Raw genomic sequence first — 20,553 nt, forward strand, 5'->3', positions numbered from 1 at the left:
ACAAGAGTCCACTCTTGAGGAGACACGATGAACGCTTCTTCCGCCACCTCGCCCGATATGGCCACGCTGGTTGCCGATCGCACTCTGGACAAATATGCCAAGGACTACTTCCCCCGGCGCGAGCAAGTGACGATTGCCTTTCGTGGCGACATTGCCGAGAGGCACAACTACGACAAGATCCGCCCGCTCTCCGAGGCCCAGCGCCATGGCAGGCATATTGTGGTGATCGAGGGCCAGAGCCAGAAGACCGGAGCCACAGGCCACTACCGCATTGAATGCAATAGCTGGAACCTCATTGAAGCCGTGGGTCTGTGGGAACAAGCCGCAGAGGCTTGAAACCCGATGTGGGAGTGTGAAAGAGCCTGCAATGAATGGCGCTGGCGCAACTTGAGACTCAAATCTCCATTCCCAAAGCGCTGTTTGCCACCCACCAGGCCAGACACAGCATCATCACACCGGTGATGCCGTCCATGACGCGCCAGGCACCGGGGTTGGCAAACAAGTGCTTGAGACGGCGCCCCGCCATCGCCAGCAGCACAAACCAGAGGCAGCTGGCCGAGGCCGCCCCCATCACGTAGGACCAGCGGCCCGCACCCTCCTGCTGGGCGCCAATCGAGCCCATCAGCAAGACCGTATCCAGGTACACATGAGGATTGAGCAAAGTGATGGCTGCCAGCGCAGCCAGCACGCTCATCATTCCGCGTGGTGCAGCCCTGCGCTCGCCGGCCTCCGTGGCGGCATCCGGGGCCAGCCACATGCGCCGCAAGGCGAAAAGGCCATAGGCCAGCAAGAATGCGGCGCCACCCAGCGTCAGATACTGAGCCAATGCCGGATAGCTGGCCAGCATCTGCGCCATGCCGGCCACCCCCAGCGCAACCAGCAGCCCGTCGCTGAGCACACACAGAGCCACGCAGGCCTTCACATGTTCGCCATGCACTGCCTGACGCAGCACATACAGGTTCTGGGCTCCTATGGAAACAATGAGCGAAGCGCACACCGTAAAGCCTGCAATCCAGGCGGAATAAAAATTAGTTGTCATGTCCATGAGCCGCTGACTCCTCCAAACCGGCCCGGATTCTTGCTCTGCGAAGCAATTAAGTAAAATTACATTTACTCAATTCAATGAAGAATTTCTAATGTTGGACTACGCGGGACTGGAAGCGCTTGCCGCCGTATTGCGCGAGGGAAGCTTCGAGCGTGCGGCGCGCAAGCTGCATGTCACCCCCTCCGCCATCTCCCAGCGCATCAAGCTGCTCGAGGAACGCGTGGGACAGGTGCTGGTGCTGCGCGGTACGCCTTGCACCGGCACGGAGGCCGGCCGACGCCTGTGCCTGCATGTGGAGCAGGTGGCGCTGCTGGAAAACGATTTGCGCCGCAAGAACCCCGAGCTGGTCCCCGAAGGACAGACTGCCCTGCCCACGCTGAAGCTGGCGGTCAATGCCGACTCCCTGTCGACCTGGTTCATGGATGCCATGGCGGCCTTCACGCAGGATGGCAACGAGCTGCTGGACATCAGCATTGACGACCAGGACCACACGGCCAAACGCATCAAGGAAGGCGAAGTCATGGCCGCCGTCACGGCCACGGGCTCTGCGATTGCTGGCTGCAACACCTGGCCCCTGGGCCGCATGCGCTATATCGCCGTGGCCAGCCCGGAGTTTGTGCAGCGCCACCTGGCCCAGGCCGAGTCGGATCGGGAACTGGCCCAGATGCTGGCCAAGGCGCCAATGATGTACTACGGCCGCAAGGACAGCCTGCAGGACCAATGGCTGCACGGCCTGGGGCTGGACGGACGGCGCAACAACGCGCGTCACTTTCTGCCCTCCAACCAGGGCTACACCCGTGCCGTGGAACTGGGCATGGGCTGGGGCATGCACCCGGCACAGCTGATCACCCCGCAGCTGGCCAGTGGCGATTTGATGGAACTGCTCCCGGGCAGAGATCTCCACATCCCTATGTACTGGGCCCATACCCGCAATGCTCAGGCCAGCCTGCAACGCCTGACCGACTGCATCATCCATGCCGCAGCTGCCTGGCTGGAGCCCATGAAGGACTAGCTCAGTCTGCTGAAGACTTTTTCAGGCCGTAATAGAACACCCAGGCAGCCGCCAGGTAGAGAAAGGGATAAAGCGCCAGATAAGGGGCCAGATGCAGATAGGCCGACCATCGGTCGGCCGCGAAAAAGCTTGCATACACCAAGACCGCAAGCAATGCCCCGCTACCTGCCAGCAGGCCGGCATAGGCCAGCAAGGTGGCCAGACGCAAGAGCAGTCTGCCGCGCTCGACCAGCAGCAACCGGCCCGAACGCAGCTGCACGGGAATCTGATAGAGGCGAGCAAGTGCCATCAGGAAGACGATGGGCACCAGGATCAGAGGCAGGAAGAACATGTCTCGCAGCGCAATCAGGGGCGATGCTCGGACTCCACATGGCGCACGGCCGCCCTGGCCTGGGTGAGCATATGAAAGTCCAGAATGCGTGTCGCCATGATGGTCTCCCAGAGGAAGCAGCATAGAGCCAGCACAAAGGCCAGCACCCCCAGCAGAAAGCTGAAAACGGCATAGCCGTGGCCGCTGACGCCGTAGGCCTGGCCCACGAACAGCAGCACAATGGTCAGCCCTATGCACATGCCGCACAGCGTCAGCAGCGCGATGGATACGTTGGCCAGTCGCCCGCGCTCGCGCAGAAAATGCAGTTCCTTGAGATGGCGGGCGATCAGATCGTGATCGTCCAGGGTGCGCAGGCTTTCCTCCAGCTTGCGGGCGCGGTCAATGATGCGGGCCAGCCGCCCCGCTACGGAGCCAATCATGCCGGCCACGGCAGTCAGAAAAAAAACCGGCGCAACAGCGAGCTGAATGCTGTGGGTGACGGTCTGTGCGTCGATGGACCAGATGCTCATGGTGTCCTCAAAATCGGGGGCTGTCTCAGCCTCTATTTTTATGCACAAATATCAGCTCAGTTTTGACTGAATTCACTCAAAAAACAGCCATGGCTGTTTTTCTACTGCGCCAGATGTTTGACGGCAATTGGCATGCCTGCCGCAATGCCGGTGCTGGCCCTGTGTCTGTCCTTGTCGCCATGGATCCCGCCTCGTAGGCACTACCGATGGCTGCTGCTATATAATTTTTCGCGAACGATCTTTCAGACTACGGTCTGCCAAGCTTGTTCAACGTAGCAGGTGCCCGATATTTCATCGGGTTAAACGGGAACAAGGTTCAAAGCCTTGGCTGCCCCCGCAACGGTAAGCAGATCAATCCACTTCACGGCTTTTGCACCAGCAAGAGCCAGTCACTGGCGTTCTACGTGGCCTCTTCAAGAGGTGCGCGGCAGCGCTGGGAAGACGAAGTGGCATGCCTCGCGCAATCTGCCAGCCCGGATACCGGCCTGTTAAGCGCTGACCGTCCGGGTGCAACTCCGGCAGTCGGCATTTGCAACGACCGTCTGCGGGGAGCAGCGTGACGGCAACTGATCGGCGACAGGCGCGCACACCCAGGCGCACTCCGGACGCAGGTCATGTCTCGTCACATGCATGCAGGCTGGTCAGTTCTCGCTGACGACATGAAATCTTTCGCCCTGCCTGCTGCCCTGATCGGCCTGGCACCTGCCTTGACCTTGGCCGCAGAACCTTCGGCCAACAGCTCAAGCCCCTCCACTTTCTCCTCGGCAGCACAACTGCCCACCGTACAGGTCACGGACAACGCCCCTGGCGGACTGGGTCTGTCGCAGCCAACAACATCGGGCAGCCGGACCGGCATCGCCACCCGCGACCTGCCCGCCAGCCTCGACTATGTGGACGAGCAGACCTGGCAGGAGCGCGGTGACAGCCGAATGGCCGACATCATCGGCCGCACCGTGGGCATGACGCCACTGTCTGCCACAAGCTACAGCAGCCTGTCCTTCAGCACGCGCGGCTTCACCGGCACCAACTCGGTGGGCATCGCCGAAGACGGCGTGCGCCTGAGCGTGGCCTCGTCGACCACGCCATACCCTGCCAACAGTTGGGGCTATGAGCGCGTGGAAGTGCTGCGCGGCCCTGCCTCCATCGTCTATGGCACGGGTACCGTGGGCGCCACGGCCAATGTGGTGCGCAAGCAGCCCAGCAAGGAGACTGTGCGCGAAGTACTGGTCGGGGCCGGCTCGCACGGTACGGCCAAGCTCGGTCTGGGCATGGGCGGCGCGCTGAGCGACACGCTGAGCTACCGCCTGGATGCCTATGGCCACCACACCAATGGCGAGCACGACATGAGCCGCGCCAGCGGCGGCAAGCTGATGAGCACGCTGCGCTGGCAACCCACGGCGGCCCTGCGCATGGAACTGCTGGCCGATGTCAGCGACGAAAAACCTGCACGCTATTTCGGCACACCCACCGTGAACGGTGCCATCGTGCCCGAGCTGCTGGGGCGCAACTTCAACACCGCTGACAGCGATATCCGCATCAAGGACAAGCGCGTGCGCGCCCGTGCCCAGTACCAGGTCAACGACTGGCTGAGCGTGAGCAACGAGCTCTACCATTTCAAGGCCGATCGCTACTGGCGCAACATCGAAGCCTATAGCTACAACCCCAGCAAGCAGCAAGTGACGCTGGGTGACTATCTGGAGCTGGCCCACGATCTGGCCCAGACCGGCAATCGGCTGGAAACCACCATCCAGGCCGGAGCACACAAAGTAGTAGCGGGCTGGGAGGTAAGCCGCGCCCGCTTCAACTTTGCCCGCAACGACTATGCGGGCAGCGCGACCATCGGCGTGAACGAGCCCTCGCTGGGCTACTGGCCCAATACCTCGCCCATGCTGCCAAGTTACCGCACTCAGGCCACCACGCATGACTTCTATGCCGAGGATGCCTGGACGCTGACCGACAAATGGCTGCTGCTGGCCGGCATACGCCGCGCCCTCACGGACTTTGAGCGCAATGATCTGGTGGGCAGCGGCTCCTTCGACAAACGTCTGACCGGCACGGCCTGGCGCCTGGGCCTGACGCACAAGCTCAGTGCCCAGACCAGCCTCTACGGCCAGCTATCCCAAGGCCATGACCCAGTCACCAATGTGCTGACCCTGAACCTGGGCAACAGCCCCTTCAAGCTGACCACGGCACGCCAGATCGAGCTGGGCCTGAAGCAGCAGTTCGCCCAGGGCCAGGGCGAATGGACGGCCGCCGCCTATCGCATCGAGAAGAAAGACATCATCACGCGCGAACCGAACAACGCTTTGCTGTCCGTGCAAGGCGGCAAGCAAAGCTCGCAGGGGCTGGAGCTGAGCGCGGTGATGCGCCTGTCGCCCAACTGGCGCCTTGAGGGTAATTACGCCTTTGTCGACGCCAAGTATGACCAACTGATCGAAGCTGGTGGCGCCGACCGCTCCGGCAAGCGTCCCACCAATGTGGCGCGCAACACCGCCAATCTGTGGGCCCACTACACCACCCACAGCACCCTGGGCCGCTGGCAGGCATCGCTGGGCGCACGTGCAGTGGGCAGCCGCTTTGCGGACAACGCCAACACCGCGCGCAGCGGCGGCTACACCGTCTGGGATGCAGCACTGAGCTGGCGTCCCCAGCCGCACAGCACCTATCGCCTGACGCTGCGCAACCTGACGGACAAGCTCTACACCTACTCGGCCGTCTCCAGCGCCAGGGCGTCACAGGCTTACCCGAGTGAGGGGCGGCGCGTCGATCTCACGGCCGAGTTCACGTTCTAAGTGCCATGCATCGCTTTTATAACAGTAGCTGCCTGCGCTTGTATTTTCTTGAGTTCAGACACTTTTAGCCATGAAGTCCTTTAAATACATGCGCCAGAAGCTCCTGTTACTGAAGCAACCGCTATGGTTTGTTGCGGTGCTGGCTTCGGCAGCAGCGCTCAGCGCCTGCGGCGAAAGCCATCAGGCCGGCAGCATCCCGCAAACATCACCCAGCAAGGCGGCAACAACAGCGCTCACCATCGATGTCTGCACCCAGCCCGTGGCCTATGACAAAGTTCCGCAGCGTGCCGTGGTGCACGGCATCAATCTGCTGGAGATGTTTCTTGCCCTGGGCCTGCAGGACAGGCTGGTGGGCTATGGCGGTCTGCGCGACATCAGCCGCCTGCCCACCGCCATGCAGCCGCTGCTGGCCGGCGTGCCCGATCTGTCCAGCCAGGGCATGAACCTGGAGACCCTGCTCAACGCCCAGCCGGACTTTGTCTTCAGCGGCTGGTCCTATGGCTTCAGACCCGGCCAGATCACTCCTGCCAGCCTCAAGGAGCTGGGCATCGCCAGCTATGTGCTCAGCGAATCCTGCATACGGCAGGTGGCTCGCGAACGCGTTTCGCTGGAAGACACTTTCAACGACCTGCTCAACCTGGGCCGCATCTTTGACATCGAGGCACGCGCCCAGGCGCTGGTGGGCAAGCAGCGCGCCCAGCTGCAGCGCGTGACCGATGCCCTCCAGAACGTGAGCCACAAACCCAAGGTCTTTGTGTTTGACAGCGGTACAGACATCCCCGTCACCACGGGCCGCTATGCCATGCCCCAGGCCATGATCGAGGCCGCGGGCGCAACGAATATCTTTGACGATCTGGACAGCAGCTGGATGCGCGGCAACTGGGAAGACGTGATTGCCCGCGAACCGGACTGGATAGTCATCGTCGATAACGACAGACCCGTGACCGACGGCAAACGCCAGTTTCTGCTGGCCAAGCCCGAGCTGGCCCACCTCAAGGCCATACGCGAGCAAAAGTTCGTGCTGCTGGAGTTTGCCGAGGCAACGCCAGGCCCGCGCAATGTCGCCGCCACCCAGCGCCTGGCCCATGCGCTGCACCCTGAGCAGATACCCGAGCAGGTGAGCGAGCCATGATGCAGACCGCCGAGCACCCAAGCAGTGCGGCTTCGGTCAGCGCCACCGCCAATGCTTTCTCGGCCCAGCGCCGTCAACTGGCACTGTGGCTGGCGGCGTTGATCGCGCTGCTGCTGCTTTCGCTCACGCTGGCCATCACGCTGGGGCCGGTACGCATGGCGCCGCAACTGGCATGGCAGATCACGGCGCATGAAATAGGCCTGCAACTCAACAACCTGGGCTTGAACTTTGGCGGGTCCGGAGGTGACTGGACCGTGGCCCAGCAGCAAATCGTCTGGCGCGTGCGCCTGCCGCGCGTGCTGCTCGCCGCTCTGGCCGGAGCAGGACTGGCCGTGGTGGGCGTGGCCATGCAAGCCATGGTTCGCAACCCCTTGGCCGACCCCTATCTGCTGGGCGTGTCGTCTGGCGCTTCGGTAGGCGCGGTCAGCGTGCTGGCCTTTGGCACACTGGCCTTTGCGGGCGAGTTGGCCCTGCCGCTGGGCGCTTTTGGCGGCGCGCTGGCCGCCTGCACCACGGTGTATTTTCTCGCCCATGCCCACGGCAGGCTATTGGCCTCGCGCCTGATTCTGGGCGGCGTGGCCATTGCCTACTGCCTGGGCGGCGTCACCAGCCTGATCGTGCTCACGGCCGATCAGCGCGAGCTGGCTAACTCGGTGCTGACCTGGACACTGGGCAGCCTGGCCGGCACGCGCTGGGACGAGTTGGGCCTGCCAGCCTTGCTGCTGCTGGCGGGCGTGGTGCTGCTGCTGACGCAGGCGCGCTCACTCAATGCCCTGCTCGCGGGCGAAGAAACCGCCATGACGCTGGGCGTGGACACCACGCGCACAAGGCGCTGGCTGTTTGTGCTGGTCTCTCTGGTCACCGGCGTGCTGGTGGCGCTGACAGGCCCCATCGGCTTCGTGGGCCTCATCGTGCCTCATGTCACGCGCATGCTTGTGGGGGCCGAGCATCGCAGCGTGCTGCCCGTGGCGGCGCTGGTGGGCGCCATCTTCCTGGTCTGGGTCGATGTGTTCTCGCGCATCAGCTTTGCCCCGGCCGAGGTGCCCGTGGGCGTCATCACCTCGCTGCTGGGCGGCCCCTTCTTTGTCTGGATGCTGTGCCGCAAGAATGCCCGGGAAAGGCTGAACCTGTGATGTTCCAAGCCCATCAAGCTCAGGCACCCAGCCACAGCGAGCTGCTTTTGCAGGCCAGCCAGCTCAACTTTCAGGCCGCAGCGGCGCATATCGTGCGTGATGTCAGCCTGCAGGTGGCGCGTGGCCAGTTCGTGGGCCTGCTTGGGCCCAACGGCAGTGGCAAGTCCACGCTGCTGCGCATGATCTACCGCATCCTCAGACCCGCCAGCGGCACGGTCTGTATGCAAGAACGCGACGTCTGGCGGCACAGTGCTCGCGACAACGCCCGTGCCATGGCCGTGCTGGCACAGGAAAATGCCAACGAGTTCGATCTGCGCGTGCGCGATGTGGTGCTGATGGGACGCACGCCGCACCAAAGCGCCTTTGACAAAGACAGCGCGCAAGACTTTGCCATCGTCGCCCAGTCGCTGACGCGGGTGCAGGCCCAGCCACTGGCCGAGCGCATGTTTTCCACGCTCTCGGGCGGTGAGAAGCAGCGCGTGCTCATGGCCCGCGCACTGGCCCAACAGGCACCGCTGCTGGTGCTGGATGAGCCCACCAACCACCTCGACGTGCGCCACCAGTTCGAGTTGATGAATCTGATTCGCGGCCTGAGCCTGACCACTTTGGCCGCTCTGCACGAGCTGCCGCTGGCTGCGCACTACTGCGACCGCATCTACCTTTTGCAGCACGGTGCACTGGTGGCGCAAGGCACTCCGACCGAAGTGCTGACGCCCGAGACCATTGCCCGTGTCTACGGCGTGCGCGCCCAGGTGCACACCAGCGCACGCACGGGCAAGCCCGTGATCGAATTCATGCCGGATGAGCTGCTATGACCCAGACCTGCACTGAGCCCACGCCCTCTTTACCTGCAGCCAACGCCGGCCTGGCCATCGTGGTGCTCAGCCGCGGTGCGGCCTATGCGGGCGGCCTGACGGAACTGAGCGATCTGGCAACGCAGCTTGAGGCCCGGCTGGCTGCCGCACAAACGCCTGTGCTGCGTGTGCAGCCGGCCTTTGTGGACCGAGCACAGCCTGCCTTGCCCGAAGCGCTGGACCTGTGCGCCGATGCCGATCAGATCCTGATCTTGCCCGTCATGGTGCCCGACGAGCCTTCACTGCGCCGCTGGCTGCACAAGCTCATCATGCGCTGGCGCGCCAAGCAACAGGCTGAAGGGCAACCCGGAAAACACGCCCCTCGCATCGTGTTTGCTCAACCCCTGCTGCAGTTGCCGGCGTTGGCCGAGCTGCTGGTCGCCACCATTCCCAGCGCGCTGCAGCAGCCCGATGTGCCGCAATTGCTGGCCGATGAAGACTGGGAGCGCGACCCCAAAGCCTGGTCCCAAGTGCCGGAGCACCAGCACCATGTGCTGTGGTGCGTGGGCCCACGCTGCGCGGCCAAGGGAGCCGTCGCGCTGTGGCCGCAACTGGCACGCACCGTGCAGCAAAACCCGCTGCTCAAAAAGCAGGTGATGCTGCTGCAAACCAGCTGCCAGTACCCGTGCAACCACGGCCCGCTGATGATCGCCTACCCCGAAGGCGTGTGGTACGGCCCCATGGATGCCACGACGATCGAGCCCGTGCTGACAGCCCATGTGCAGCAGCATGACTGCCCCCACGAACACCTGCGCGTGCATGGGCCACGGCCCGCGCTGCACGAATCAGTTTTACCTGTCGAATTTCCCTGTTGATCCCCATCCGGAGAGTGATCCATGCAAACCACCAAAATCCCCGCCACCATCGTCACCGGTTTTCTCGGCAGCGGCAAGACCACGCTGATGCGCCATATTCTCGAGCAGGCCAAGGGCCTGCGCGTGGCGGTCATCGTCAACGAGTTCGGCGAACTGGGCATTGACGGCGAAATCCTCAAGACCTGCGCCATAGGCTGCAAGGAGGAAGGCGGCGCAGACGGCCAGATCTACGAGCTGGCCAACGGCTGCATGTGCTGCACCGTGCAAGAAGAGTTCTTCCCCGTCATGAAGGCCCTGGCAGAACGCCGCGCCGACATCGATGTGCTGCTGATCGAGACCAGCGGCCTGGCCCTGCCCAAACCCCTGGTCCAGGCCTTCCAGTGGCCCGACATTGCCAATGTCTTCACCGTCGATTCCGTGGTCACCGTGGTCGACACGCCCGCTGCGGCCGCCGGCCAGTTTGCCCATGATCCGCATGCTGTCGACGAGCAGCGTCAGGCCGACCCCAATCTGGACCATGACGCCAGCCTGCATGAGCTGTTCGAGGATCAGCTCTCGGCCGCTGACCTGGTGGTGCTGTCCAAGGCCGATCTGGTCACGGCCGAACAACTCGGTCAGGTGCGAGCCCTGGTGGCCGAAGAAGTACCGGCCAGCGTGAAGATGATCGAAGCCGTGCAGGGCCAGGTGCCCCTGAACGTGCTGCTGGGCCAGCATCGCGCCGCCGAGCTGTCGATCGACGACAAGCACAGCCACCATGACCATGACGAAGACCATGACCACGATGCCTTCGACTCCTTGCACCTCGACCTGGGTGCCGTGGATCGCGACCGCCTGATGCAGGCCTTGCAGTCCATCGTGGAGCAGCATGGCGTGCTGCGCGTCAAGGGCTTTGCCGCTCTGCCTGGCAAGAAGATGCGTCTGCTGGTGCAGGGCGTGGGCCGCCGTTTTGATGCCTATTTCGACCGTGCCTGGGCCGACGGCGAAGCTGCGGCCACGCGTCTGGTGTTCATCGGCAAGCAGCTGGACGCCGCCATGTTGCGCCAGGCCTTGATGGGCGCCCAGGCATAAAATCCTAGCCAAATCGGCCTCTATCGCTTTACTGGCAAGCGGATAAAGCTATCTTTTTGAATCATGCACCTGCTCAGCTCCCGCCCCGGCGGCTTTGTCGAAGACGACAGCATCATCACCCGTCTGGACCAGACGCCTGCAGACATGGTGGTGCTCAGCTCTGCCGACACCACGCTGTCGCTGCTGGCCGATGCCTACCGGATGTGGCTACAGGCCGAGCCCCGGGCCGCAGGGTCCACGCCCACGCTGCGCCTGGCCAACCTGCTGCATCTGCGCCAGAGCGCCTCGCTCGATCTGTATATCGACGAGGTGCTGCAGCATGCCAGGCTGGTCATCGTCGATCATCTGGGAGCCGAGTCCACCTGGCCCTACGGCATCGAGCAGCTGCAAAAGCTGGCGCGCCGCAAGGGCCAGAAGCTGGCCATGTTCTCGGGCGACAACCAGGAAGATCCCGAACTGCTGGCCAAAGGCACGCTGGAGCCCGAGCAAAGCCGTGCGCTGTGGCAATACCTGCGCGCCGGCGGCCTGGGCAATGCACGCGAGTTCCTGCACATGGCGGCAGCCTGGGGCCTGAACCAGGGCCGCGAGGGAGCGCCCGTGCGGGTGCTGCCCCCCGTGGCCGTGCATGTGCCTCAAGCCTGGCTGGCTGACGATGCAGAGCATCTTCCGGGCCTGGACGACCTGCAGGCACGCTGGACGCCCGGCGCCCCCGTGGCCATGCTGGTCTTCTATCGCTCGCATCTGCTGGCGGCCAATACCGAGGCCTTCGATGCCATGGCCGACGCCCTGCTCGCGCGCGGCCTGAACCCGCTGCCGCTGGCCCTGGAGTCGCTCAAGGACGGGCTGTGCCTGCAGACGCTGCGCTCCCTGTGCATCACCCACCAGGTGCAGATCATTCTCAACACCACGGCGTTTGCGGCCCTCGGAGAACATGCGCGCACCGGCGAGGCGGCCGACGCGCTGGCCGGCGACATTCCCGTGCTGCAGGTGATTGCCAGCGGCAGCAACCGCGAGGACTGGCTGGCCGACAGCCAGGGCCTGCGCCCGCGCGACATTGCCATGCAGGTGGTGCTGCCCGAGATGGACGGTCGCATCATGACACGCGCCATGAGCTTCAAAGGCCTGGCCCATCGCTGCGAGCTGACGCAAACCGATGTGATCAGCTACCAGGCCGAGCCCGACCGCATTGCCTGGATTGCCGAGCTGGCCTGGCGCTGGTGCCAGCTGCGCAGCAAGCCTGCGGCTCAGAAGAAAGCCGCGCTGATACTGGCCAACTACCCGGGCAGCGAGGCACGCATGGGCAGCGGCGTGGGTCTCGATACGCCGGAATCCGTCATTGCCCTGCTGGATCAGCTGGCACGCGACGGCTGGCAACTGGGGGATGCTGCTGCGCGGCCCGACTCCGGCCTGGCGCTGATGGGCCTGCTGCAGCAAGGCATCGCCAATGACCCCAAAAAATGGCCGTTGCGCCCTGCAAGTCAGGGCTATTCGCTGCAGGCCTATCAACAGCGTCTGGCACAACTGCCCGGCGATATGGCCCAGGCCATAGCCGAGCGCTGGGGAGCGCCCGAGCAAGACCCCATGCTGCGCGATGGCTGGTTCATGATTGCGGGCCTGCAGCTGGGCCATGTCTTTGTCGGCATACAGCCCGCACGTTCTCTCGACGGGCGCAATGACTACGCCAGCTATCACGACGCCGAGCTGGTGCCGCCCCATCACTATCTGGCGTTCTACTTCTGGCTGCGCGATGTGTTCGGCGTGGACGCCATGGTCCATGTGGGCAAGCATGGCAATCTGGAATGGCTGCCGGGCAAGAGCCTCGCGCTGTCGCAGCAATGCTGGCCCGATGCCATTCTCGGCCCGTTGCCGCATGTCTACCCCTTCATCGTCAACGACCCCGGCGAAGGGGCTCAGGCCAAACGCCGCAGCCAGGCCGTCATCATCGACCATCTGATGCCACCGCTCACGCGCGCCGAAAACCACGGTCCCATGCAGGAGCTGGAACGCCTGGTGGACGAGTACTACGAAGCCCTGCTGGTCGATCTGCGCCGTTCCGGCATGCTGCGCAAGCAGATTCTGGACTGCGCCAGACAGCAGGATCTGCTGCGCGAACTCGGTCTCGAAGCGGCGGGCGCGCAGCCCGGTGCCGACGAGCTGCTGCTGGAACGCATCGATGCCTATCTGTGCGAACTCAAGGAAACCCAGATCCGCGATGGCCTGCATATCTTCGGCAGCTCGCCACAGGGCCAGTTGCGCGAATCCACCCTGCTCTCGCTGGCACGCTATCCCGGCAATGTCGGCAGCGAGCAAGGCCTGCTCAATGCGCTGACAGCCGACCTGCTGCCGGCCATGGACTGGAACCCGCTGGACATGGATGCCGCAGCCCCCTGGAACGGCCCGCGCCCGGCCGCGCTGCAGCAGCAGGATGCCGGCAGCTGGCGCCATGGCGGCGACACGCGCGAGCGGCTCGAGCTGCTGGCCCTGCAGGTCATTGCCAATCCCGCGCTGGCCGGCGACTGGCCGCACACACTACAAGTGCTGACGCGCATCGAGCAGCAAATTGCACCGTCACTGGATGCCTGCGGCCCGCAGGAACTGCTGCAGTTCTCGCAAGCACTGCAAGGACGCTTTGTGCCACCCGGCCCCAGCGGCTCACCCTCGCGCGGGCGCTGCGACACCTTGCCTACAGGGCGCAACTTCTACACCGTGGACACCCGTGCCATCCCCACCCAGACCGCCTGGGCGCTGGGGCAGCAGTCCGCGCAGCGCGTGCTGGAGCGTTATCTGCAGGAGCATGGCGAATATCCACAGGCCATCGGTCTTTCCGTCTGGGGAACAGCCACCATGCGTACCGGCGGTGACGATATCGCCCAGGCCTTTGCCCTGATCGGGGTTCGTCCCAAATGGGCGGCCGGCAGCCAGCGCGTGACCGACTTTGAAGTCATTCCCGCCGTGGGGCTGCGTCGCCCGCGTGTCGACGTGACCTTGCGCATCAGCGGCTTCTTCCGCGATGCCTTTCCCAATGTGGTGCAGATGTTCGATGCCGCGGTGCGTGCCGTGGCCGAGCTCGATGAGGACGCCGAGGACAACCCCATCCGCGCGCGCGTGCTGCGAGATACGCAGGCTGCCGTGGATCAGGGCCTGAGCGCCGACGCGGCCCGCGAACAGGCGTTGTGGCGCGTTTTCGGAGCGCCCACCGGCAGCTATGGTGCCAGCATGCATGAGATGCTGCGTAGCGGCCAGTGGACCGACGCGGGCGACTTTGCACGCCACTATCTGCACTGGGGAGCCTATGCCTACGGCCAGCAGGCCGATGGCGTGCCGGCCCGCGCCGCGCTGGAGCAGCGTCTGCAGACACTCGATGTGGTTCTACAGAACCAGGACAGCCGCGAGCATGACCTGCTGGACTCCAGCGAGTACTACCAGCATCAGGGCGGCATGGTGGCGGCAGTGCGGCACCTGGGCGGCAGCGACCCTGCCGTCTATCATGGCGACCACGGCAATCCTCAGTCTGCCAGGATTCGCTCCCTGGCCGAGGAGATCGGCCGCGTGGTGCGCGCCCGCGTCACCAACCCCAAGTGGATTGCGGGCGCCATGCGCCACGGCTACAAGGGTGGCTTCGAGATGGCGGCGACGGTGGATTATCTGTTCGGCTTCGATGCCACCACCGCGCTGGTCTCGGACCAGCATTACGCCATGGTCACCCAGGCCTATGTAGAAGATGAGAGCGTGCGCCAGTTTCTGCGCCAGCACAATCCACAGGCGCTGGGAGATATCGTCTCGCGCCTGCTGGAAGCCATAGACCGCGGCATGTGGGAGCAGCCCGGCGAGCATCGCCAGAGCCTGCTGACCCAGATGCTGGAGCACGAAGAATTCATGGAAGGACAGGTTTCCCAATGAGCCCGAACCACGATCCGGCACCCGTATTCCCACTCTCTGCCATACAGGGACAGCCCGCCCTCGTGCAGGCCCTGCTGCTCGCCGCGATAGAGCCGCAGCTGGGCGGCGTGCTGATTCGAGGCCCGCGCGGCACGGCCAAGTCCACGGCGGCCCGCGCGCTGGCGGACCTGCTGGCCCCTGCGCCCTTTGTCACCCTGCCGCTAGGCGCTTCCATCGAGCATGTGACCGGCAGTCTGGACCTGTCCAAGGCGCTCTCAGGCCACGAAGTGGGCTTCGCTCCGGGTCTGATTGCCAAGGCGCACGACGGCGTGCTCTATGTCGATGAAATCAATCTGCTGCCCGATGCCATCGTCGATGTGCTGCTTGACGTGGCGGCCTCCGGCATCAATCGCATAGAGCGCGACGGCATCTCGCACAGCCATGCCGCGCGCTTTGTGCTGATCGGCACCATGAACCCCGAGGAAGGCATGCTGCGGCCACAGCTGCTGGACCGACTGGGCCTTTGCGTGCAACTGGACAATGCCAATGATCCGCAACTGCGCAGCAGCATTGTCAAAGCCAGGCTACGCTTTGATCAGGATCCCCAGGGCTTCGCCCGATCTCATGCAACCGAGCAGCAGGAGATTCGCCAAAGGCTGACGCTGGCCCGCAGCCGTTGCCGCAATGCCTCGGAGCTGGCCTGGAGCGATGCCGTCCACGAGGCCGTGGCCCTGCAGTGTATTTCCGCCCAGGTCGACGGGCTGCGCGCCGACCTGGTCATGCTGCGCGCTGCACGCGCCCTGGCGGCCTGGCAAGGCAGTCAGAGCATCACGCCCGCACATGTGTCCGAAGTCGCGCCACTGGTGCTGCAGCATCGCGCCAGCCAGCCAGATCCGGGCAGCTCCAGCCAGCTGCGGCAGCCCCCCGCAGCCACGCCTTCTGCCCAGCCGCCGGCAACGCCCGCCACACCGTCAGGCGCGGGCAGCTCAGCCCGCACAGAGCCCGATACCCAGGCACCAGCATCTCATTCACCGGCTACCCGCGAGCCCGGCGCCACCAGCTCCTTGCCTCAAGAGGCAGGCCCGAGCCTCGAACAGCCGCCTGCCGGCTGGGGACAGGCTCAAGCCGTGAGCAGCGTCGTATTTGAGGCTCAACAGGCCGACGCCATGGCACAGGCAGCCCTGGAGGCCCTGGCCGCAAAAAAAGCCCGAGCCTCCGGTCCGCTGCGCTGAGCGCCGGCCGGGGGCAAGTCGGCTCCGAAAACCATGGCCTGGCCTTGGCCAGCCATGCCGTATCCAGCGTCCACAAGATGCCGGGGGCATCTATTGACTGGACAGCCACCCTGCGCCAACGCCAGGGCCAGCCACTGGCACACGCACATCTGCGCTGGCGCCAGCCCGAGGGAGCAGTGCGCAGGCAACACCTGTTCCTGCTGGACTGCTCGGCCTCCATGGTGGAGAGCGGCGCATTCGCCCAGGCCAAGGGCCTGCTGCTGCAGTGGCTGCGCCGGGCCTATCTGCAGCGCGAATCCGTGGCCCTGCTCTGCTTTGGCGCAGGCCAGTTGCACTGGCTGCTGGAGCCCACGCGGGCGCCACGCTGGAATGCCGATCTGATCGAGCCGCTGCGCGGCGGAGGCGGCACGCCGTTGGCCCAGGCCCTGGAGGCGGGCTGGCAGATGGCGGCCAGATACTCCCGGCAACCATCCTGCCTGTGGCTGATCAGCGACTTCCGCAGCCCCGATGTGCTGCAGCTGGAGCGCGGTCGCATACCTGCCCTGGCGCAGATTCTGGTGGACTGTGAAACCGCTGCGGTCCAGAACAAGCGCCTGTTTGGTGGTGCCGAGCGGCTGGCAAAGGCCTGGCCGGATACTCTGCGACTGCCGCTGAAATTCAACTAAAAATCGCCTCTACCTCTTAACAGGAAAGCGCTAGCAGCTATCTATTTTGATAACCATCTGACAGGGCATCACGCCGCCCCCTGCCCGCCCTATCGATATCTGGTCGCCGCAAAGGCGGCAGGAAAGCTGCTGCCAGGCCGATGAGTTCGGCCGTGTGCACCAGGTTATCGCGTAAGATCGCGCCACCACAGGTGCCTCATGGCGTGCTCTGCGCGCGGAGGTGAAACGAGAAGCAGGTGAATGGAGTTCCCACCAATCCTGCACTGCACCCGCAACGGTAATCAGAGATATGGAGATGCACGCTCTGGCCCACGGCCATGGCCGCCACTGCGAAAGCGGGAAGGCGCATCGACATGCCACCCTCAGGTGGGCTCTGTAAGTCCGGAGACCGGCCTGGTGTGTACAAGGCGCAGCGGGGTTGCATGTGGCTTGTGATATGCCAGCGCCTGCGTGCGGCTCATCACCTCTTCATTTCCCTCTGCACATTTTGTTTGTCTGGCCCGGGTATCGGCCAAACCGACCGTGGATGTCCTATGTTGCATGGAATTTGCCAGTCAGATTTGTCCCAGCGGGCCGGCCGTGCCCTGGCCTCGTCGCCTGGAGCAGAGCTTGCCTAGCCCTGAGCCCATCCAGATTCGTGGCTGGTGCCCCAGCACCTGGAAGCCCATGCTGGCACAGGATGGCTGGATCGTGCGCGTACGCCCTCGCTGCGCATCTCTAACCGCCGCTCAGTGGCTGGTACTGGCCGAACTCGCACGAACCCATGCCTCGGGCCAGATCGAGCTGACCCGCCTCGGCAATCTGCAATTGCGCGGCGTGCACGAATCGGCCCTGCCTGCCTTGCGCGCAGCGCTCGTTGTCTCGAGACTGGCCCCTGCCGATGAACAGGCAGATCTGGCGCCTGCCGTGCATTGCACTCCGTTCTATACAAGAGGAGATCGCACCCATGCACTGGCTCTGGCGCTTTCCGGTGCAGCGGCGCGTGACCTCAGTCCCCTGGCCCTGCAACAGCAGAGCATGCCGGCCCTGCCCGGCAAATTCGACATGCTGGTCGACGATCCGCAGTGTCATCTCCGAAGCCTGAGCTCCGACCTTCAGCTATGGGCCTGCGCCGATGGAGGCTATGGGCTTGCCCTGGGCCAATCGGAAGACTGGTATGGCTTTGAGACTGCACCGGCTGCCGTGCAGGCAGCCATACAGATTGCCCTGTGGTTTGCCCGTGAGCGCAGCTCGCAGGCGGCAGGCCGATTGCGCGGCCTTGCCAAGCCCATCGACCTTCAGGCCTGCGGACTCGCCAAGGCCAGTCATCACCTTGAGCCCCGGACTCTGGACAGGAACGCTGCCAGGTCGTTGCGGCCCGGAGCGCCCAACCTCCACGGCCTGCTGCTCGGCGCCCCGTTGGGACGCCTGGACGCATGGGCCATACAGAAGCTGGCGGCTCTCATGCCCGAACAAGCGGAGATCCGGGTCACGCCCTGGAAATCCTTGCTTCTTCCGAACAAGCACCTGGATTCACTGCCTGCCCGGCTCGATGCCAGGGACTGGATCAGCCAGTCCGCGGATGTGCGCCTGCGAGTCTCGGCCTGCACCGGCGCCCCCAACTGCCCTCAGGCCCATATCCCGGCCCAGCCCATGGCCTTGCAATTCGCCGGCTCACAGGCGGCGGACCGGCATCTTCATATCAGCGGCTGCGCCAAGCTCTGTGCCCTGCCTGCCGATGCGACAAGTGTGGTGTTTGCCAGCCAGGACACAACGGGCCAGATATGGCTGCACGCCAGCCCCGCTGAAGCTCAGCCGTCAGCCAGGGCATCCATTCCCTATCGGCCTCTGAACTCCGATCCTCACGATATACAGCAACAACTCAATGACCTACAACTATGAAAAGTGCGGTGAAGAGATTTACCGGCAATCCTTCAGCATCATCCGCCGAGAGGCCGATCTCAAGCGCTTCAACCCCGTGGAAGAGCGGGTCGCCTGCCGCATGATTCACGCAGCCGGCATGGTGGAGCTGGCGGCACATATCCATTTCTCCCCGACCTTTGCCGAAGCGGCGGAAGCCGCACTGCAGCGCGGAGCACCCGTGCTCTGCGATGCACGCATGGTCAGCGAGGGCATCACGCGCAAGCGCCTGTCGGCCCAGAACCCCATCATCTGCACCCTGCAGGACCCGCGTGTGCCAGCGCTTGCAGCCGACATGGGCAACACCCGCAGCGCCGCAGCACTGGAGCTGTGGCGCGAGCATCTGGACGGCGCCGTGGTCGCCATCGGCAATGCGCCGACAGCCCTGTTTCATCTGCTCCATATGCTGCAGGACCCGGACTGCCCGCGCCCGGCGGCCATCGTCGGCTGCCCGGTCGGCTTTGTGGGAGCTGCGGAGTCCAAGGACGCTCTGCGCGAATGGGGACAGATTCCGTTTGCCATCGTGCAAGGACGCCTCGGTGGCTCCGCCATCACGGTTGCCGCCATCAACGCGCTGGCAACCACGGTGGAGTAGGAGGAGTCACCATGAATCACGGAAAAATCTTCTGCGTGGGACTGGGTCCCGGCGATCCCGACATGATGAGCGTGAAGGCCGACCGCCTGCTGAGAAACGCCCGTCATGTGGCCTACTTCCGCAAACGCGGTCACCCGGGCAAGGCGCGGCAACTGGTCAACGGCCTGCTGCATGCCGAGGTTACGGAGTACCCGATGGAGTACCCGCTGACCACGGAGATTCCGCACGACGACCCGCGCTACATCGCCCAGCTGTCCAGCTTCTATCAGGACTGGCAGTCCCGGCTGACTCAGCTCACACGCAGCGAGGATGTGATCGTGCTTTGCGAAGGCGATCCGTTCTTCTACGGCTCCTTCATGCACCTCTATGTGCGTCTGCGCCAGGCGGAACAGGTGACCGTGGAAGTGCTGCCCGGCATACCCGGCATGGTGGGCTGCTGGCATGCCACCGGCATTCCCATGACCTGGGGTGACGATGTGATGAGCGTGCTGCCCGCGACCCTGCCCGATACGCCGCTGCGCGAGCATATGGCGCGCTCGGATGCGCTGGTCATCATGAAGGTGGGACGGCATCTGGGCCGCATCCGTACGCTGCTGAGCGAGCAAGGCAAGCTGGAGCGAGCCTGGCTGGTCATCAACGGCACCATGAGCGATCAGCAGGTCATGCCGCTGCGCGACGCACCCGAGCGCTGCCCCTATTTCGCCATCATCGTCGTGCACGGCCAGGGCCGCCGCCCGGCAAACGACATGTGAATGCGCTGTCATGAGCACGACCACAATGCCTCCACAACTCTTGGTGCTGGGCCTGGGCCCGGGCGATGATGCGCTGCTGACGCAGCAGGTGCGCGACAGCATCGCCAGCGCAAGCGATGCATTCGGCTACTTTCCCTATGTGGAGCGGCTGCAGGGTCTGGAACATCTGCAGCTGCATGCCAGCGACAACCGTGAGGAGCTGGAGCGTGCGCGCAACGCCTTGAATCTTGCAGCCCAGGGCCGCAAGGTGCTGATGCTCTCGTCGGGTGACCCGGGCGTTTTCGCCATGGCCAGTGCCGTGTTCGAGACGCTGGAGCAGGCCAGCCCCGAGGAGCATGCCCGCTGGCAAGGCGTGGACGTGCAGGTGCAGCCGGGCATCACCGCCATGCTGGCCGCGGCAGCGCGTCTGGGCGCCCCCTTGGGACATGACTTCTGCACCATCAATCTGTCTGACAACCTCAAGCCCGCCAGCATCATCGAGCGCCGCATCCGTCTGGCCGCCCAGGCCGATTTCGCCATGGCGTTCTACAACCCCTGCTCCCGATCACGCCCGCAAGGCTTTTCCCGAGCACTGCAGGTGCTGCAGCAGGAATGCGAGCCCGAGCGCCTGATCTGCTTTGCCCGCAACGTCAGCCGCCCCGATGAAACGCTGCGGGTCGTGCGGCTGCTGGACGCACAAGCCGACATGGCCGATATGCGCACGGTGGTGATTGTGGGCAACAGCCAGACCAGGCAGGTGGGCAAGCATGTCTATACCCCGCGCAGCTATAAGGCCGCCAGCAGCGCTACCTCTGCCGTGACAGACCATGCCTGAGCGCACGCAAGGCCTTGCCGGGCACA

18 protein-coding genes and 2 riboswitches are annotated in these 20,553 nt (G+C 64.3%); of the genes, 15 read left to right on the forward strand and 3 right to left on the reverse strand.

All coding sequences use genetic code 11. The features are described 5' to 3' along the window. The first annotated feature begins 27 nt into the window (after positions 1–27). Positions 28–336, forward strand: coding sequence for a hypothetical protein (locus tag CSE6_RS14120; RefSeq protein ID WP_003062961.1), 309 nt, complete (start codon positions 28–30; stop codon positions 334–336). Between the two features lie 58 nt (positions 337–394). On the opposite strand, the gene CSE6_RS14125 is transcribed toward CSE6_RS14120, so the two are convergent. Then, on the reverse strand, positions 395–1,045 hold the full coding sequence (locus CSE6_RS14125; protein WP_059440785.1) for a LysE/ArgO family amino acid transporter: 651 nt from the start codon (positions 1,043–1,045) through the stop codon (positions 395–397). Between the two features lie 91 nt (positions 1,046–1,136). On the opposite strand from CSE6_RS14125, the gene CSE6_RS14130 reads away from it, so the two are divergent. Beyond that, entirely contained in the window at positions 1,137–2,057 is a 921-nt protein-coding gene (locus CSE6_RS14130) for an HTH-type transcriptional regulator ArgP (protein WP_012838046.1), read from the forward strand. 1 nt (position 2,058) lies between these two features. Here the strand turns inward: CSE6_RS14130 and CSE6_RS14135 are convergent, their stop codons facing one another. Both CSE6_RS14135 and CSE6_RS14140 read right to left on the reverse strand, forming a co-directional pair. Beyond that, positions 2,059–2,388, reverse strand: a complete 330-nt coding sequence (locus CSE6_RS14135; RefSeq protein ID WP_012838045.1) for a hypothetical protein — start codon at positions 2,386–2,388, stop codon at positions 2,059–2,061. A 14-nt stretch (positions 2,389–2,402) separates the two neighbouring features. Next, positions 2,403–2,897, reverse strand: coding sequence for a DUF2721 domain-containing protein (locus CSE6_RS14140; RefSeq protein WP_003062966.1), 495 nt, complete (start codon positions 2,895–2,897; stop codon positions 2,403–2,405). A 260-nt stretch (positions 2,898–3,157) separates the two neighbouring features. Further along, a riboswitch (cobalamin riboswitch) is annotated at positions 3,158–3,401 on the forward strand. Between the two features lie 155 nt (positions 3,402–3,556). On the opposite strand from CSE6_RS14140, the gene CSE6_RS14145 reads away from it, so the two are divergent. The 13 genes from CSE6_RS14145 (at position 3,557) to cobJ (ending at position 20,527) form a co-directional block, all read left to right on the forward strand. Continuing rightward, on the forward strand, positions 3,557–5,689 hold the full coding sequence (locus CSE6_RS14145) for a TonB-dependent siderophore receptor (protein ID WP_238585700.1): 2,133 nt from the start codon (positions 3,557–3,559) through the stop codon (positions 5,687–5,689). 70 nt (positions 5,690–5,759) lie between these two features. Next, positions 5,760–6,821, forward strand: a complete 1,062-nt coding sequence (locus tag CSE6_RS14150; RefSeq protein WP_238585701.1) for an ABC transporter substrate-binding protein — start codon at positions 5,760–5,762, stop codon at positions 6,819–6,821. Next, entirely contained in the window at positions 6,818–7,954 is a 1,137-nt protein-coding gene (locus tag CSE6_RS14155) for an iron ABC transporter permease (RefSeq protein ID WP_152668583.1), read from the forward strand. The genes CSE6_RS14150 and CSE6_RS14155 overlap by 4 nt, the downstream gene beginning before the upstream one ends. Then, entirely contained in the window at positions 7,954–8,769 is an 816-nt protein-coding gene (locus CSE6_RS14160; protein WP_083994737.1) for an ABC transporter ATP-binding protein, read from the forward strand. The genes CSE6_RS14155 and CSE6_RS14160 overlap by 1 nt, the downstream gene beginning before the upstream one ends. Beyond that, a complete protein-coding gene (locus tag CSE6_RS14165; protein ID WP_059440788.1) occupies positions 8,766–9,623 on the forward strand; it encodes a (2Fe-2S) ferredoxin domain-containing protein in 858 nt (285 codons plus the stop codon). Before CSE6_RS14160 ends, CSE6_RS14165 begins: the two co-directional genes overlap by 4 nt. Positions 9,624–9,644: 21 nt before the next feature. After that, positions 9,645–10,691: a cobalamin biosynthesis protein CobW gene (gene cobW, locus CSE6_RS14170; protein WP_034351882.1), complete on the forward strand. Its 1,047-nt coding sequence runs from the start codon at positions 9,645–9,647 to the stop codon at positions 10,689–10,691. Between the two features lie 63 nt (positions 10,692–10,754). Beyond that, positions 10,755–14,591: a cobaltochelatase subunit CobN gene (cobN, locus tag CSE6_RS14175; protein ID WP_059440789.1), complete on the forward strand. Its 3,837-nt coding sequence runs from the start codon at positions 10,755–10,757 to the stop codon at positions 14,589–14,591. Then, positions 14,588–15,802, forward strand: a complete 1,215-nt coding sequence (locus CSE6_RS14180) for an ATP-binding protein (RefSeq protein WP_034377493.1) — start codon at positions 14,588–14,590, stop codon at positions 15,800–15,802. Before cobN ends, CSE6_RS14180 begins: the two co-directional genes overlap by 4 nt. 77 nt (positions 15,803–15,879) lie before the next feature. Then, positions 15,880–16,467 carry a VWA domain-containing protein gene (locus CSE6_RS14185; RefSeq protein WP_034377539.1) on the forward strand — a complete coding sequence of 196 codons (588 nt, stop codon included), beginning with the start codon at positions 15,880–15,882 and terminating at the stop codon, positions 16,465–16,467. 172 nt (positions 16,468–16,639) lie between these two features. Then, positions 16,640–16,879: riboswitch (cobalamin riboswitch) on the forward strand. 128 nt (positions 16,880–17,007) lie between these two features. After that, complete coding sequence (locus tag CSE6_RS14190) at positions 17,008–18,348, forward strand: nitrite reductase (RefSeq protein WP_059440790.1); 1,341 nt, start codon at positions 17,008–17,010, stop codon at positions 18,346–18,348. Next, positions 18,332–18,961 carry a precorrin-8X methylmutase gene (locus tag CSE6_RS14195; RefSeq protein ID WP_034351877.1) on the forward strand — a complete coding sequence of 210 codons (630 nt, stop codon included), beginning with the start codon at positions 18,332–18,334 and terminating at the stop codon, positions 18,959–18,961. The genes CSE6_RS14190 and CSE6_RS14195 overlap by 17 nt, the downstream gene beginning before the upstream one ends. Positions 18,962–18,972: 11 nt before the next feature. Then, positions 18,973–19,713: a precorrin-2 C(20)-methyltransferase gene (gene cobI, locus CSE6_RS14200; RefSeq protein ID WP_034351876.1), complete on the forward strand. Its 741-nt coding sequence runs from the start codon at positions 18,973–18,975 to the stop codon at positions 19,711–19,713. 25 nt (positions 19,714–19,738) lie between these two features. After that, complete coding sequence (cobJ, locus tag CSE6_RS14205) at positions 19,739–20,527, forward strand: precorrin-3B C(17)-methyltransferase (RefSeq protein ID WP_034351875.1); 789 nt, start codon at positions 19,739–19,741, stop codon at positions 20,525–20,527. The last annotated feature ends 26 nt before the right edge of the window (positions 20,528–20,553 follow it).

Origin of the sequence: Comamonas sp. E6 (genome assembly GCF_001010305.1) — a bacterium.
In the GTDB taxonomy this organism is placed as follows: domain Bacteria; phylum Pseudomonadota; class Gammaproteobacteria; order Burkholderiales; family Burkholderiaceae_C; genus Comamonas; species Comamonas thiooxydans.